This window comes from Aureimonas sp. ME7, from assembly GCF_903970965.1.
Classification (GTDB): domain Bacteria; phylum Pseudomonadota; class Alphaproteobacteria; order Rhizobiales; family Rhizobiaceae; genus Aureimonas.
The window spans coordinates 1-11786 of record NZ_CAJCKW010000013.1; the positions used below are offsets into that span (position 1 = coordinate 1).

General features: G+C 69.0%; 16 protein-coding genes. 8 read left to right on the forward strand and 8 right to left on the reverse strand.

Going from position 1 to position 11786, the window contains the following annotated elements; all coding sequences use genetic code 11:
• Nucleotides 1-142 precede the first annotated feature (142 nt).
• Complete coding sequence (locus tag H7A85_RS17570) at nt 143-475, forward strand: hypothetical protein (protein ID WP_182087273.1); 333 nt, start codon at nt 143-145, stop codon at nt 473-475.
• A gap of 4 nt (nt 476-479) precedes the next feature.
• Here the strand turns inward: H7A85_RS17570 and H7A85_RS17575 are convergent, their stop codons facing one another.
• Complete coding sequence (locus tag H7A85_RS17575; RefSeq protein WP_182087274.1) at nt 480-680, reverse strand: hypothetical protein; 201 nt, start codon at nt 678-680, stop codon at nt 480-482.
• Nucleotides 681-871: 191 nt separating this feature from the next.
• Here H7A85_RS17575 and H7A85_RS17580 point away from each other — a divergent pair, with 191 nt between their 5' ends.
• The 3 genes from H7A85_RS17580 to H7A85_RS17590 are packed head-to-tail and all read left to right on the forward strand — an operon-like array spanning nt 872 to nt 3309.
• Complete coding sequence (locus tag H7A85_RS17580; protein WP_182087275.1) at nt 872-1717, forward strand: sialate O-acetylesterase; 846 nt, start codon at nt 872-874, stop codon at nt 1715-1717.
• A gap of 49 nt (nt 1718-1766) precedes the next feature.
• Nucleotides 1767-2021 (forward strand): hypothetical protein, encoded by a 255-nt coding sequence (locus H7A85_RS17585; protein WP_182087276.1) that lies wholly within the window; start codon nt 1767-1769, stop codon nt 2019-2021.
• Nucleotides 2014-3309: an SGNH/GDSL hydrolase family protein gene (locus H7A85_RS17590; RefSeq protein WP_182087277.1), complete on the forward strand. Its 1296-nt coding sequence runs from the start codon at nt 2014-2016 to the stop codon at nt 3307-3309. Before H7A85_RS17585 ends, H7A85_RS17590 begins: the two co-directional genes overlap by 8 nt.
• 23 nt (nt 3310-3332) lie before the next feature.
• On the opposite strand, the gene H7A85_RS17595 is transcribed toward H7A85_RS17590, so the two are convergent.
• The 3 genes from H7A85_RS17595 to H7A85_RS17605 all read right to left on the reverse strand — a co-directional run bounded on the left by H7A85_RS17595 (nt 3333) and on the right by H7A85_RS17605 (nt 4726).
• On the reverse strand, nt 3333-3539 hold the full coding sequence (locus tag H7A85_RS17595; protein WP_182087278.1) for a KTSC domain-containing protein: 207 nt from the start codon (nt 3537-3539) through the stop codon (nt 3333-3335).
• A 105-nt stretch (nt 3540-3644) separates the two neighbouring features.
• The gene (locus tag H7A85_RS17600) at nt 3645-4532 is read right to left on the reverse strand and encodes a glycoside hydrolase family 16 protein (RefSeq protein ID WP_182087279.1); all 888 of its coding nucleotides are present in this window, start codon (nt 4530-4532) and stop codon (nt 3645-3647) included.
• The gene (locus tag H7A85_RS17605) at nt 4523-4726 is read right to left on the reverse strand and encodes a hypothetical protein (protein ID WP_182087280.1); all 204 of its coding nucleotides are present in this window, start codon (nt 4724-4726) and stop codon (nt 4523-4525) included. The genes H7A85_RS17600 and H7A85_RS17605 overlap by 10 nt, the downstream gene beginning before the upstream one ends.
• Between H7A85_RS17605 and H7A85_RS17610 the strand changes: the two genes are divergently transcribed.
• Nucleotides 4725-4901: a hypothetical protein gene (locus H7A85_RS17610; RefSeq protein ID WP_182087281.1), complete on the forward strand. Its 177-nt coding sequence runs from the start codon at nt 4725-4727 to the stop codon at nt 4899-4901. The genes H7A85_RS17605 and H7A85_RS17610 overlap by 2 nt on opposite strands.
• A 4-nt stretch (nt 4902-4905) precedes the next feature.
• Here the strand turns inward: H7A85_RS17610 and H7A85_RS17615 are convergent, their stop codons facing one another.
• Nucleotides 4906-6297: a polysaccharide biosynthesis/export family protein gene (locus tag H7A85_RS17615; RefSeq protein WP_182087282.1), complete on the reverse strand. Its 1392-nt coding sequence runs from the start codon at nt 6295-6297 to the stop codon at nt 4906-4908.
• 205 nt (nt 6298-6502) lie between these two features.
• On the opposite strand from H7A85_RS17615, the gene H7A85_RS17620 reads away from it, so the two are divergent.
• From H7A85_RS17620 to H7A85_RS17630, 3 genes are all read left to right on the forward strand, one after another.
• Nucleotides 6503-6805, forward strand: coding sequence for a putative quinol monooxygenase (locus H7A85_RS17620; protein ID WP_182087283.1), 303 nt, complete (start codon nt 6503-6505; stop codon nt 6803-6805).
• 11 nt (nt 6806-6816) lie between these two features.
• Nucleotides 6817-7500 (forward strand): tRNA (guanosine(37)-N1)-methyltransferase TrmD, encoded by a 684-nt coding sequence (gene trmD / locus H7A85_RS17625; protein ID WP_182087284.1) that lies wholly within the window; start codon nt 6817-6819, stop codon nt 7498-7500.
• 303 nt (nt 7501-7803) lie between these two features.
• Nucleotides 7804-7965 carry a hypothetical protein gene (locus H7A85_RS17630; protein WP_182087285.1) on the forward strand — a complete coding sequence of 54 codons (162 nt, stop codon included), beginning with the start codon at nt 7804-7806 and terminating at the stop codon, nt 7963-7965.
• Between the two features lie 20 nt (nt 7966-7985).
• On the opposite strand, the gene cysC is transcribed toward H7A85_RS17630, so the two are convergent.
• The 3 genes from cysC to H7A85_RS17645 all read right to left on the reverse strand — a co-directional run bounded on the left by cysC (nt 7986) and on the right by H7A85_RS17645 (nt 11430).
• Entirely contained in the window at nt 7986-9722 is a 1737-nt protein-coding gene (cysC, locus tag H7A85_RS17635) for an adenylyl-sulfate kinase (RefSeq protein ID WP_182087286.1), read from the reverse strand.
• A 33-nt stretch (nt 9723-9755) separates the two neighbouring features.
• Nucleotides 9756-10580: a 3'(2'),5'-bisphosphate nucleotidase CysQ gene (cysQ, locus tag H7A85_RS17640; RefSeq protein WP_348519703.1), complete on the reverse strand. Its 825-nt coding sequence runs from the start codon at nt 10578-10580 to the stop codon at nt 9756-9758.
• 157 nt (nt 10581-10737) lie between these two features.
• On the reverse strand, nt 10738-11430 hold the full coding sequence (locus H7A85_RS17645) for a sugar transferase (protein WP_182087287.1): 693 nt from the start codon (nt 11428-11430) through the stop codon (nt 10738-10740).
• Nucleotides 11431-11786 lie beyond the last annotated feature (356 nt).

The window sequence follows — 11786 nt, forward strand, 5'->3', positions numbered from 1 at the left end:
CGCATCGCCCTGTCCCGCGACCATCGTGAAAGCAGCCGCAGTGCGCCGTCTCTCAGTACCCAGCCATCCAGGTCAGCCCCCAAACGTCAAACGACAACGGGCTCAGCGTTTTGACACGGCCTGGAACCTTTCCGGCCGCACGGTGGGCGACCGGGTGCGGTTGGCGGTGGAGTTCGACGGCTGGTCGGGGCTCCAGAACGTCGAGGCCGTCAGCCCGAGCATCAATCCGAACACGTCGATCTATACGGGCGGGGTCGCCGATATGAGCTATATCGACGCCCACGCGGCGGATCGCGGAGCCAACGACAGCCCGTCCGGCAACCTGCCCGAAACGGTCGGGCCCGGCCTGATGCTGACGCCGCCCTTCACCCTGACCGCGGCGACGCCCCGCATCGTGCTGGGCGCCCGGGCGCTGAACGGAAGAACGATCGCCGGCACGATCGACATTCTCAACATGGCGCTGATCGGCGCCTGACGGCTCAGGTGACGAGGCGCTCCGCGTCGAGCGTGAAGCCGGCCTTGGTGGGGGCGGCCGGCTCGCCGGCTGGGCGGGGCGGCGCCCCGTCCGCGCGGCTTCGCGCCTGGATCAGGGCCACCTGCAGGCGCGCCAGATCGACGGACAATTCGTCGACGCGCGCTTCCAGGGCCGCGATGCGGGCTTCGTGATCGCTCTCGCTCATCGACACCTCCTTCGCATGGCGATGCTGCGATCGGATTACGAGTGTCTGAAGAATCGGTCTCCCCCGGCTCGCGCATGCCGGACCCCGCGCGCAAGCCTGTTGTCCGACACGGCCCGGCGGCCTAGCTGATGCCATGACCGGTCGGTTTCGATCGGCGGGCGCCGCCGGGCGCGCATGGGAAAGGGGACCGCATGGCCATCGACCGACGCACGCTCCTGATCGGGGGAACGCTCGGGCTCGGGATGCCCTTCGTGCGGCGAAGCCGGGCGGCGACGGGCGGCGAAGCGTCCGTCGTCCTCGTGGCGGGGCAGAGCAATGCGATGAGCGCGGGCACCACCGGCAACGGCGACATGCCGTCCGACTTCGCCGGTCCCGTCGAAAGGGTTCGCATCTGGGCGGATCGGCGCCGCCGCTTCGAGTCCTACGAGGCGGGGCGCAATTCCTATGTCGACGAGGGCGACCGGGTTCCCCAATGCTGGGGACCGGAACTCGGCTTCGCCCGCCGCTTTCTGGCCGCCGCGCCGGACCGGCCACTTTTCGTGGTCAAGCGGGCCGTCGGCGCCACCTATCTCGCCCGGCGCGCGCAGGAGGGAAAGACCGACTGGTCGCCCGAAACGCCCGGCGGATACTACCACCAGCTTCTGGACGCCTATTGCCGCGCCGGTGCGGCTTGGGGTGAGGCGGGCCTCGCCCCCCGGCTTCTCGGCATGATCTGGGTGCAGGGGGAGAACGACGCCAACGACCGCGACACGGCGGAAAGCTACGAGCGCAACCTGCTAGCCTTCGCCGCCCGGGCGCGGGCGGATTTCGCGTCACCCGACCTGCGCCTGGCGGTCGCGCGCCTTCCGCTGTTCCAGGCCCGTCTCTGGCCGCATGTGCCCCTCGTGCGTCAGGCGCAGGAGCGCGTCGCGCAGGTCGATCCCCGTTGTGTCCCCTTCGACACGGAGGATCTCTCGATCGGCCCCGACGGGGTGCACTACGATCCGCCTTCGGTGGTGACGCTCGGCGAGCGGGCCTATGACGCGCTGATGTCCTGACATGGGCTCGCGGTACTCTTCCCCGATCACGACGAAACGGAGCAAGCCGATGGGCCGACGCGTCCTGACCCGAAGGCGGTTCGTCGGCCTCCTCGCGGCCCTTTCCGCCACGGGCGCGACGCTCGCCCTCGGCCGGACGGGGAGGGTATCGGGCGAGGCCGACGTCTGGCCCGCGACCCGGCTGCCGGGAACGGGCGGGGACGGGCGGGACCTCGTTCCCCTCGCCCTGCCACGCGACGGCGCCCTGTGGGCCGCGCCGGGCGGGGCGCTTCTCCTCGGGCAGGCGGGCGATGATCATGGCTGAGCCGCGCCGCGCCCATGCCGGCGACATTCGCGAGATCCTGGCCGGGTCGCCCGCGCCGGCCGTGCCCAAGGTCGGAATTCTCGGCCATTCCAAGGTTCGGCAGAACCACGACTACGCCGACATGAACATCGCCACCGTCCACGGCTGGATGACATGGACACGCTTCCTTCTCGGGCAGCGCTTCGACAGCGGGCCCGAGCTCAACTACGGCATCGGTGGGGAAAAGTCGGACGAGATCCTGAAGCGCATTCCCGCCATGTTGCGGGCCCATCCGGACGTGCGCGTCTGGGTGGTTCAGGCCTTCACCAACGACAACGCGGCGCGCAGCCCCGTCCCCGACTGGCGGCGCGTCGCCCCAGCCATCCAGGCCGAGTTCACGACCCGCGGGCTCGCGCTGATCTGGCTGACGGACGATCCGCGCGGCGACAGGGATCATCCGGCGCCGCGCCTCTCCGGCGCCGATCTCGCGCGCGCCTTCGACATCCGCCGCTGGCAGATCGAGCAGCGCGCGATTCCCGGCGTTTATACCGTGGATACGTGGGAACTCCTCGCCGACCAACTGTCCGAGACTGGCGACGCGCGGCCGGGCCGGATGTGGGACGGGCTGCACGAGGTGGCGCTCGGAGCCTACGAGAAGGGCATCCTCCTGGCGCGGGTGCTGCGCCACCTCTTTCCCCCGCGCTTCGTCCTGCCCGCCAGCAACGGCGATGCGTCGCTGCGAAGCCGCAATCCCTATATGGGAGGCACCGATGGAAGGCCGGGCGGGGGCAACGAAGGAAGCCTTGCCGACGGTTTTCTCGCCTTCGACCTGGCCGCGACGGGCACCCGGCTCCGCTATGCCAAGCCGGAGCCGACATCGGGCTTTCTCGGGAGCCCCTACGATGACCGGGTGCCCAAGGACGGCTGGCAGGAATTCGCGCTCACCGGCACGGCCACCGGCGCGCACGAATGCGTCGTCATGGCCCAGGCGCTGCGGGGGCAGGAGCGGGGTGAAATCCTGCGCGCGGTCGGCGAGATCGAGATCGACCGGCTGGCGGGCGTCGCTCATCTCGGCGTCGTCCTGTTCGACGATGCCGGCCAGAGGCGCCTTGCGGCCGACATGGACCATTCCCCACTCAGCCATGCCTTTCCCGGGGTCGGCGGGGTGGCGGGCGTCTGCGCCTCGCCGCCCTGGGTCTGCGATCGCTTGTCGCCGGTCAGCCTCCGCCTCGTGGTGAAGCTTCTGCCGGGGGCGCAAGTCGATGTCGCCGCGCGGGTGCGCGGGTTCGGCGCGATGCGTGTGGGATAGGCGAGGAGACCAGTCTCGCCCCGTCAGGCGACGCGGCGCTGCTCGCGGCGGAAGCGCTGGATATAGTGCGTGCCGGGCGAGGGCGCTTCGACCAGCTCGGCCACGGCGCCGAGCGTCACCCCTTCGAACAGCCGTTCCTCGCCGTTGGCGAGGCGAAGATGCAGCCGCCCGTCCGACGGGTCGAACCGGATCGACTTGATGATTCTGGACTGGACGGCGATCGGTACCATGTCGGACCCCTCTGGCATCGAGGCCAACCTAGCCGCCCACGCTTGACGCGGTGTCGTTCGCGTCGCTGCAATTTTAGCGATCGCGCGCAAAAAAGGCGGCGCGGGTCATCCGTCGATCCGGAAGACCCGCAGGCTGTCGAGCACCATCTCCTGGGGAAAGGGCGTGTCGTCGGCCGGCGCCCCGGGCCACGGGTCGCCGCCGATGGCGACGTTGAGGATGATGTACCAGCGCCCGCCCGGCAGCGGGTCGGCGCGGCGTGAAATCTCCCGCCCATCCAGAAAGCAGACGACCTCGCCCCCGGTGAACTCCACGCCGTAGGTGTGGAAGTCCCGCATGTCGCCGGAAAGGCCGAGCGCCGGCAGGCTGACCACCCTCTGGTCGGCGGTGCGCACGCCGGCCTTCGTGGTGTGGAGCGAGTTCCAGAAGCCGTCGGGCTTGTCGCCTTCGTTGAACAGCCACCATTCCATGACGTCGATCTCGGGCGGCCAGGAGCCGTCAGCCGGAAGCAGCCAGAAGGCCGGCCAGTAGCCCTTGCGCATCACATGGGGCAGGGCGAAGCGGCACTCGGCACGCTCGCCCGCCCCGACATCGACGACGCCGGCCGAGGACATCAGCGCGGCGGCGTAGCCGTATTCCTTGCCTTCGCACTCGATCGGCCGGTCCAGGCGATACGAGCGGAGCCGGCGGCGCCCGTCCTCCACCGGAAACGGATCGGGCGCTCCCGGAAAGACCGAGGCATCGCTGTAGAAGCCCGATTCCCCGTTGTTGGGGGTCCGCCGGTCGTAGGCGAACTGCGAACGCCAGGCAGGGCGTCCCCGCGCCTCCCGGCCCGAATCCGTCACCTCGAACCCGTGGACGAAGTCGGTCTCGTAGAGGAGGGCCCCAACCGGAGGGCGTGGCCGCTTCGCGCTCGCCGCGCCGGCCGGCCTCAGCGCAGGGAAAAGCGCCAGCGCCGCCAATCCTTGCAAAAACCTTGCGCGCGTCAGGGCCATCCGGGACCTCGTTCCATCGTCGCTGTCGCGATCCAGGCCTCGAAACGCCCGCCGACGGAAGCGCGGCGCGGGGTGGGGCGCTTCATCGGCTCCGGTATTTCGAAATTCGCATCAAATTCGACGCTTTCGCGCAGGCGTTCCTTAGCGGACGCGGTGACAAGGTGGGGCTCGTTCGTATCGGAGGCAGCCGTCATGTCGACCCAGAGCCTTGCAGCACCTCGCCCTTCGCCCAAGCGCGCCGCCATGCGCCCGGCCTCGGCCTCCGTAGCGCGAAGCGAAGATCCGACGAATCCGGCGCGCGGCGTCGCGGTGGGCCTCGGCCTTTCGGCGATGATCTGGGTCGGGATCGGCGCTCTGATCTTCGGCTGACGCCTCAACGCGGCGCCGCATGCGGCGTCGGGATGCGCGTCGTCGCGCTGCCGGCCGAAACAGCGGGCGAGGTGACGGCCGATGCGGTCGCCAGAACGGGTGCGGCAGCGGTCGGCTCCGGCGACGATGCCGGTTCCGTGACGTCTGCCGCCGCCTCGGCGCTTCGCGGCGCCCGTTCGGGTTCCGGCAGCGCGACCTCCAGAAGATCGCCCGGCATCAGCCCGGTATCGGGGCCGGCGTCCATGCGCACGATCCGCTCGCCGTCGCGCCGGGCCAGCACGATGCGCGGCCCCTCCGCTCCGTTGGTGCGCAGAAGGGCGCGCTTTCGCTCCACCGCCTCGATCGCCGCGCCGGCTCTCGCCGCTTCGCCGGACGCATCCTGAAGGGCGGCAAGATTCTCCATCCGGACGTCGTCGTCGAGCTTTTGCGTCGCGCGCTCGAGATCGGCGATCTCGCGTTCCATCTTGGCCACCTCCGCCGAGGTGTCGAGCGAGCGCGTCGAGACCAGGAACATCGCGCGCTGCGCCTCGTTCAGGCGCTCCACCGGCGTCAGGCCCTTGCGCAGAAGGTCCTGCACGCGGCGAACCTCGCCTTCGTAGTTCGCGGTTTCGGCCTGGAGGTTCACCTGCGACTGCCGGAGGTAGTCGAAGCGCGATTGCGCGCTGCGCAGGCTGGTGGCGAGGTTTTCGCGCGATTTGGCATGGTCGTCGCGCCGCGCGTCGAACTGTTGGCGCTCCAGGGTCTTGAGCTCGGCGACGAGCGGGGCGGGCAGGCCGGTGCCGGAAATCGCCCCGAAGTCGAGCGCGGCGGCGCCGACAAGTTCCGCTTCGAGCCGGGCGATGCGCAGCCGGGCCCGGAACTCGGCGGCAAGCGCGTCCTGCATCTCGCTTTCGATGCCCGCTTCCTCCAGCGAATGGTCCTGCCGGCTGCGAAAGGCGCTGAAGCCCCCGGCTACCGTCGTCGCCTGCTGCACCGTCATCCCGAAGCGGAAGGCCTGGGAGCCCGGCGTCAGCACGTCGCCGGAAACGTAGATCGGCAGATAGTCGCCGATCTCGACGAGGACGCCTTCCGGGTAGATCACGTTCCAAACGGGCGAGCCCTGTTCGTCGACGCCGGCGGGATAGGAGGCGCTCTTCAGCTTGTCGACGATGTCGGCGCGCAGTTCGTCGATCGTGCGGCCCGCCGCGCGGAACGCGCCGCCGATGGGAACGCGCACCTCCCCGTCCTGCGACACCACGATGCGGCGCTGGAGCTGGGCCACGCCCAGGACCGCGAAATCCACCGAGTCCCCCGGCTGGAGCCGGTATTCGTCGGCGCGCGCGACGCTCGCCACCGCGAGAAGCGCGCCGAGCGAGGCGGCGAAGCGAAACGGAAGGCGAGGTGCGAAGCGGGCCATGCGGGGTGTCCTTGGTCCGTTAACCTTCTGATGACCTTCCGACGATCACCCGGCTTGCTCGGTCCGTCAAGGAAAATGCTGCAATGCAACGCCGTCGCGCGGGCGGTGCACACGTTGCCGCCGAGCGCCTGCGGGCGTTGCGCCGCGCGGGGGAAGGCGATAACCCGAAGCGCAGTCGCGCAATGGCTGGAAGGGCAAGCCGATCATGATCATCGTTGCAGGCGTCTTGAGACTGACCCCGGAGGGCCTCGCCACTGTGCGCGAGGTGGCGCGCGCCACCGTCGCCACCACCAATGCCGAGACCGGCTGCATCGTCTACACCTTCGCCGAGGACATCTCCGAGCCCGGCACGATCCGCATCTACGAGGAATGGGACAGCCGCGAAGCGCTGGACGCGCACGGGCGCGCTCCGCACATGACCATCTGGCGCGACGCGTTGAAGACGATCGAGGTCAAGGGCCTCGATCTCAAGCTCGTCGAGACGGCTTCGGTCGAACCCTTCGCCTGACCCGCCACCCCATGGTGTTCCGCGCCAGCGTCCTGACGCTCTATCCCGAGATGTTTCCCGGCCCCTTGGGGCTCTCGCTGGCGGGCCGTGCGCTGGAGCGTGGCGACTGGAGCCTCGAGGCGTGCCAGATCCGCGAGCACGGGATCGGGCGCCATCGCACGGTGGACGACACGCCCGCCGGCGGCTCGCCGGGCATGGTGCTGCGACCGGACGTCCTGGCCGCCGCGATCGACGCGGCAAGCCCCGAAGGCGATACGCGCCCGCGCCTCCTGATGAGCCCACGCGGACGCCCGCTCCGGCAGGGGGAGGTGCGGGACCTGGCAGCCGGCGAGGGCGTCGTGATCGTCTGCGGCCGGTTCGAAGGGGTGGACGAACGGGTGATCGAAGCGCGTGGCCTTCGCGAGGTTTCGATCGGCGACTATATCCTGTCGGGTGGCGAGATGGCGGCGCTGGTGCTGCTCGACGCCGCCGTGCGTCTTCTGCCGGGCGTCATGGGCAACGCGCAGTCCGGCCAGACCGAAAGCTTCGAGAACGATCTCCTGGAGCATCCGCACTATACGCGTCCCGCCGTCTGGGAAGGGCGCGCCATTCCCGCCGTTCTCCAGTCCGGTCATCACGGCGCGGTGGAAGCGTGGCGGCGCGCGGAGGCCGAGCGGCTGACGGCGGAACGTCGTCCGGACCTTCTCCGGCGCTAGAGCGCTTTCCGACCGGGTTGAACGCTCGTCATCGTCCTGCGGACGCCCGCTTGCGCGGCGGGGCGCTTTCGCTCCGCGGCCGCGTTGCTCGTCGGTCACGATGCGACGGCATCGCTCACTCCTCGCGCCTTGCCACGAACCGAAATCACCGCCGTGCCAACCATCCAACCCGGTCGGAAAGCGCTCTAGGCCCTTCGCTCTCCCCGTCCGGCGCGAACATGACCGAGATTTCATACGATTCGGGAACCGTTTCGCGCTAGACTCGAGGTCAGGCAACAGGACTGGCATGAGGACCTATCGAGGATGACCGGATCGATCGAACTGGCCGCCCTCCTGCGCCGCGCCGCCGCCCGAGCCTATGTCGAATGCCCCGACGTCCTGCGCCCGGCGCGCGGCGTCGCGGTCGGCCTCGCCCTTTCGGCGATCCTGTGGCTCGCCGCCTTCAACATCGCGATGCGGTTCTGATCCGGCGCGTTCCGTCTTCGTCAACCGGACAGGATGTCTCCCGCCAGGAAACCGTTCCGGTGTAGGTGATCGACCACCTCGTCGGCAAGATCTTCGGCCGAGCGCTGGTCCGTGCGCAGATGGATCTCGGGCGCCTCGGGCGCCTCGTAGGGGCTGTCGATGCCGGTGAAGTTCGGAATCTTTCCCGCCCGGGCCTGGGCATAGAGGCCCTTGGGATCACGCTCTTCCGCGACCGCCAGAGGCGCGTCCACGAAGATCTCGACGAACTCGCCCGCGCCCAGGAGATCGCGCGCCAGCTGCCGCTCGGCGCGGAAGGGCGAGATGAAGGAAGCCAGCGTGACCAGCCCCGCATCCACCATCAGCTTGGCGGTTTCGGCGACGCGGCGGATGTTCTCCACCCGGTCCGGCGCAGTGAAGCCGAGGTCGCGGTTGAGCCCATGGCGCACGTTGTCGCCGTCCAGGAGATAAGTGTGGTGCCCGAGCGCGAAGAGGCGCCGCTCCACGAGATTGGCGAGCGTCGACTTGCCGGCGCCCGAGAGGCCGGTGAACCACAGGAGAACGGGACGCTGGTTCTTGGCCTCCGCCCGCGCCGCCTTGGTCACGTCCACCGCCTGCCGGTGAATGTTGGCCGCGCGCCGCAGCGCGAAGTCGATGCGCCCGGCGGCGACGTCTCGGTCCGACGCAGGATCGATCAGGCGGAACGTGGCGAGCGTCCGATTGCGCTCGAAGGGCTCGAAGGCGATCGCCTCGGCCAGCGACAGGTTGACCTGCCCGATATCGCCATGCGCCAGCGTTCCGGCGGCCAGCGGCGTTCCGTCCTCGAGGGAGAGCTTGTGCTTGATGCGGGTGACGCTGGCGGGCGTCCGGCGCCCCATGCTTTCCAGAAGATAGGCGCGCCCCGGCAGAAGCGGCTCGTCGCCCGACCATGCGACATGCCCGGCGAACTGGTCGCAGACCTGCGGGCGATCGGCGGCGGCGGCCAGGATGTCGCCGGCCGTCGCGGCAAGGGGGCGGTCGAGGCGAAGCCCGATCGCGTCGCCGCCCGTCGTTCCCGCATCGGGCGGGGAAGCAAGCGCTGCGATCCGCGCTCGGGCGCCGGTGGCGGCAAGGACGACCTCGTCGCCCGGCGCCGCCGTTCCGCCGGCCAGCGTGCCGAAGAGGTCCGCACTTTCCGAGTTCGAGCCCTGCACGATCATGCGGAACGGTTGCGGCGCAGTTTCCCCGCCATCGCGCGACAGGTCTCGCAGGAGGTCGATAAGAGAAGGCTTGTCGTGGAAGGGGAGGGGCGAGCGGGCCATGTCGACGGTCTCGCCGGTTCGCGAGGCAACGGGTGCCGCCCGGAGCGATGCGAGCTCCAGAAACCTCGTCCCTTCCGCGAAGGCGCGCGTCAGGGCTCCCAAGCGATCTCCTGGCTCGCCGTCCTGCCGGTCCAATCTGTCGACGGCGAGGACGAGGTGGCGAACGCCGCGCAGCGTCGCCCGGAAGGCATCCTGCCGGGCCTGCGGCGTGAAACCATCGTCCGCATCGACGAACAGGACAGCTAGCGACGCGCCCCCCGCCGTTGGCTCCGAAGCGTTCACCATTAGAAGATCGCTCGGCAGGGCTTCGGACTGCACTCCCTCCGGCTCGGTGCCATCGCTCGCGGATGCATGGAGGGCCGAGGCAAGACGGGACACATCCGGCGCGCCGTAGACGAGGACGCGCGAAACGCTTCGCGCGGGGTAAGCGGTGGGCTCTGCCGACCCGGCTTGGCGCATGGTGGGAACCCTCTCGCGGACGCTCGCTTCGGCTTACGTCGAAGACACTTCGCTGTCCATGCAGGCGCGGGCGAGGAGGCGAAGGTCGCCGACCGCGAGGAAGTTCGGATTGGCGAAGTCCGCGTCGTGAGTCTGGTCGCGCTTGTCGTAGCGAAGCGGCGAGCCGTCCAGGGTGGCCGTCAGGCCGCCAGCGGCGCGAAGGATCGCGTCTCCGGCCGCCGTGTCCCATTCCATGGTCCGACCGAACCGGGGATAGAGGTCGGCCTCGCCCGCCGCGAGAAGGCAGAACTTCAGGGACGAGCCGCGCGCGGCGAAGGCCTCGACCTCGAAGCGCTCGAGAAAGGCGGCGGTGGCGGGTGAGCCGTGGCTGCGCGAGCCGACGACGGTGAGGCCGGTGGGCGCCGCGCGCACGCGCATCGCGCGGCGGGCTTCGAGTTCGCCGTTTCGCACCTCCGCCTGCCACGCGCCCCCTTGCCCGCCCGCGAACAGGCGGCCGAGAGCCGGGGCGTAGACGAGACCCAGCGTCGGCACGCCGTCTTCGACGAGCGCGATGTTGACCGTGAACTCGCCGTTGCGGGACACGAACTCGCGCGTCCCGTCGAGCGGGTCGACGAGAAAGAAGCGCTCGGCGGACGAGGGCACGCGACCGGCACAAACTTCTTCCTCCGCCACCACCGCGATGTCGGGGGCCAGATTCCGCAATCCGTCGAGGATGATCGCCTCAGCCTCGCGATCGGCGTCGGTCACCGGCGAGCCGTCCGACTTCGTTTCCACACGCGTTTCCGGCCGGTAATGCGACAGGACGCAGCGGCCGGCGTCCAGCGCCAGGGGAACGAGCGAATCGAGGGAAGGAATCAAGGCGGGGCGTTCCATGCGGATGAAGGGCGGGGAACGCGAGTTTGCGACGAACGGGCCGCCGATCAAAGTCCCGACCGGGCACCGGGCCGAGGAAAAGCCTGCGTTCAACGAAAAAAGGAGGGCGGTGCCCTCCTTGTCCGATGCCATGTCGAGAGGTTCAGCAGCTGCCGTCGCGCTTCAGGACGACCTTGACCGTCTTGATCAGGATCTGCATGTCGAGCCAAAGCGACCAATGGCGGACGTAGTAGGTGTCGAACTTCACCCGTGAGGCGTAGCTCGTGTTGGAGCGGCCGTTCACCTGCCACATGCCGGTGAGGCCGGGGCGGGTGCGCTTGTAGGCGGAGAAGCGGTGGGTGTAGCGGTGCACTTCCTCGTCGACGATCGGCCGAGGGCCGATCAGGCTCATGTCGCCGCGCAGGATGTTGAAGAGCTGCGGCAGTTCGTCGAGGCTGGTTTCGCGCAGGAAGCGGCCGATCCGGGTGACGCGCGGATCGTCGCGCAGCTTCTGCGTCGCTTCCCACTCGGCGCGCGCCGCCGGGTCGCTCTGCAGGAGGCGCTGGAGAAGCTCGGCCGAGTTCGTCGCCATGGAACGGAACTTGTAGCAGCGGAAATGCCGGCCGTCGAAGCCGAGCCGCTTGTGCCCGAAGAAGACCGGACCGGGATCGCTGATCTTCATCGCCGCGACGATGATGAGGAGGAGGGGGCTGAGGACGATCAGCGCACCGAGCACCAGCGTCACGTCGAGCGCCCGCTTCACCGTGCCGCCCAGAGGGCGAGACAGATCGACCGGCTTGGCCCTCGTTGTGATGTCGGTTTCTGCGGCGGCTGCCAAACCCGTGATCTTCGCCATCGCTTCCCGTCTTTGTCGTTAAGAGAACGGTAAAGGTCATCTAGAGGATTTAGCTAATTCGGGCAACCGGTTCTTTCGCACCTGCACAGTAGACGGGGTCGTTTCGAAGGGTCCGAAAGCGGCACGTTTGGTAAGGTGTCGGTTGAAAGCATCGTCAAAGCAACGGCTTGCGAACAAGAGTCGTGTGGCTCGCCGACGTTGGGAAAGGTCCATGTAAATCGATATGAACGAATGTTTGGGCGCGTGATCGATTCGATGCACATGGTGTCGTATTCGATCGCGTGAGATCGAATACGACCCTCGTCCAGTGTCGTCATGACCTTGAATTGTGCGTTGCAGCATCGCAGATGCGAGCA

Coding starts and splice junctions, on each gene's coding strand:
- H7A85_RS17615 (WP_182087282.1), bottom strand. CDS start 6,297: ATGGCCCGCTTCGCACCTCGCCTTCCGTTTCGCTTCGCCGCCTCGCTC.
- H7A85_RS17620 (WP_182087283.1), top strand. CDS start 6,503: ATGATCATCGTTGCAGGCGTCTTGAGACTGACCCCGGAGGGCCTCGCC.
- H7A85_RS17580 (WP_182087275.1), top strand. CDS start 872: ATGGCCATCGACCGACGCACGCTCCTGATCGGGGGAACGCTCGGGCTC.
- trmD (WP_182087284.1), top strand. CDS start 6,817: ATGGTGTTCCGCGCCAGCGTCCTGACGCTCTATCCCGAGATGTTTCCC.
- H7A85_RS17600 (WP_182087279.1), bottom strand. CDS start 4,532: ATGGCCCTGACGCGCGCAAGGTTTTTGCAAGGATTGGCGGCGCTGGCG.
- H7A85_RS17610 (WP_182087281.1), top strand. CDS start 4,725: ATGTCGACCCAGAGCCTTGCAGCACCTCGCCCTTCGCCCAAGCGCGCC.
- H7A85_RS17605 (WP_182087280.1), bottom strand. CDS start 4,726: ATGACGGCTGCCTCCGATACGAACGAGCCCCACCTTGTCACCGCGTCC.
- cysC (WP_182087286.1), bottom strand. CDS start 9,722: ATGCGCCAAGCCGGGTCGGCAGAGCCCACCGCTTACCCCGCGCGAAGC.
- H7A85_RS17630 (WP_182087285.1), top strand. CDS start 7,804: ATGACCGGATCGATCGAACTGGCCGCCCTCCTGCGCCGCGCCGCCGCC.
- H7A85_RS17575 (WP_182087274.1), bottom strand. CDS start 680: ATGAGCGAGAGCGATCACGAAGCCCGCATCGCGGCCCTGGAAGCGCGC.
- H7A85_RS17595 (WP_182087278.1), bottom strand. CDS start 3,539: ATGGTACCGATCGCCGTCCAGTCCAGAATCATCAAGTCGATCCGGTTC.
- H7A85_RS17590 (WP_182087277.1), top strand. CDS start 2,014: ATGGCTGAGCCGCGCCGCGCCCATGCCGGCGACATTCGCGAGATCCTG.
- H7A85_RS17585 (WP_182087276.1), top strand. CDS start 1,767: ATGGGCCGACGCGTCCTGACCCGAAGGCGGTTCGTCGGCCTCCTCGCG.
- H7A85_RS17645 (WP_182087287.1), bottom strand. CDS start 11,430: ATGGCGAAGATCACGGGTTTGGCAGCCGCCGCAGAAACCGACATCACA.